Annotated in this window: 1 protein-coding gene and 1 pseudogene; both read left to right on the forward strand. The window is 55.9% G+C overall.

Annotation, left to right across the window (positions count from 1 at the left end; genetic code table 11):
* Window positions 1–191 precede the first annotated feature (191 nt).
* Entirely contained in the window at window positions 192–1,241 is a 1,050-nt protein-coding gene (locus SMD10_RS25330; RefSeq protein ID WP_331688492.1) for a glycosyltransferase family 2 protein, read from the forward strand.
* A 26-nt stretch (window positions 1,242–1,267) separates the two neighbouring features.
* Window positions 1,268–1,409: pseudogene (locus SMD10_RS25335) on the forward strand (IS3 family transposase); the annotation flags it as partial.

Raw genomic sequence — 1,409 nt, forward strand, 5'->3', positions numbered from 1 at the left:
CAGGTGACTGCGCTTTTTAGATCGATCGGCTGGTCCCATTCCCACTCCATCATGCAGCGCCTTTCAGCGACTGCGGACAGAAGCATGACCTCGGCGACAGGATGTAGGGAAATTGGGGTTGACCCAGGACGGCCCGTTACAGAAGAACCGTCCAGCTTCATCCGAAACTAAGACCTACTGTTGACCGGATTATGCTACGTTGTGGTACTGCGTTTCGCCAACGACGAGACGCCCTACCTTTCGGCCGAAACCCGCATTCGAACAATGGCGTGACGATTGACAAGAAACCCGACTCTGGGAAGCGGGACACTGCCAGTCCCGTGATTGTTGGTGTACGAAATCATAGGAGCGCTGAGTTGAGTTACACCGGATCAAAGTCGTACGCGGCCACGGTAATAATCCCAACCTACAACCGTAGGGATCTTACCTCAAAATCTCTTGATTCTCTACTTCTTCAGGAAGAAAACACCGAACCATTCGAGGTTATCGTCTGCGATGACGGATCGTCGGACGACACATTCGAGGTTCTAAGGAGCAAGTATAGAGGGCTGAATCTTAAGTATACTTACTATCCGGACCATGGGTACCACGTGGCGCGGGCGCGAAACATGGGCATCAGGCTGGCCGAGGGCGAGTACTGCATCTTCCTCGATTCCGGCAACATCGCCTCCAGCGTGCTGGTGAAATCGCATCTCGCCGTTCATCGCTCCAGCGCGTCGAAGACGGCGGTGATAGGCCACAGTTACGGCAATACGGCTTTCAGCGAACTGGATCCTCTATTGGCAGACTATGCGGACCGTAGCGCAGATGAGATCATTGCGTATGCCTCGACGGTGCAAAAACTCGCCGATGTGCGAGAGCGGCTGTTTCGAGCATGCAAGGACAACATAACGGGCCTCTCGACCACATGGGGGTTGTTCTGGGGCAACGTTTCAATGCCGACAGAAAGCGTGCGACAGGTGGGGGGGTATGACGAGTGGTACACGAGCTGGGGCGTCGAGGACATCGACCTCGGCCTTGCCCTGAAGCTATCCGGACACAGGTTTGTCTTTTCGCCAGATGCCGTCATGCTAGCGCTGCCTCATCGGAAGGACAAGAACACGCGCCTGGAAAGCCACGCCAAAAACATCGCGCACCTACACGAGAAGTATAACAACGCCGACAGCCAGCTGCTGATTGAGGCGGGGGATGGTAACAAGATGTTCTGGGAGGAACTGAGCGACCTTGGTTACAACCCCTAGCTGGCTGCTGCAATGCCGCCCCGTCACGGGACTTGAGCGTGATCGGCTGTTGCCGCATGACAATAAGATACCAATCGACCCGACCCGATGATTGGGACGTTCGGGAGCGGATGATCGCACTTGCCCGTGAGCGGCGTCGCTTCGGTTACAGGCGTCTGCTCGTGCTGC

It is taken from the genome of Consotaella aegiceratis (assembly GCF_036541425.1).
Classification (GTDB): domain Bacteria; phylum Pseudomonadota; class Alphaproteobacteria; order Rhizobiales; family Rhizobiaceae; genus Consotaella; species Consotaella aegiceratis.

Coding starts and splice junctions, on each gene's coding strand:
- SMD10_RS25330 (WP_331688492.1), top strand. CDS start 192: ATGCTACGTTGTGGTACTGCGTTTCGCCAACGACGAGACGCCCTACCT.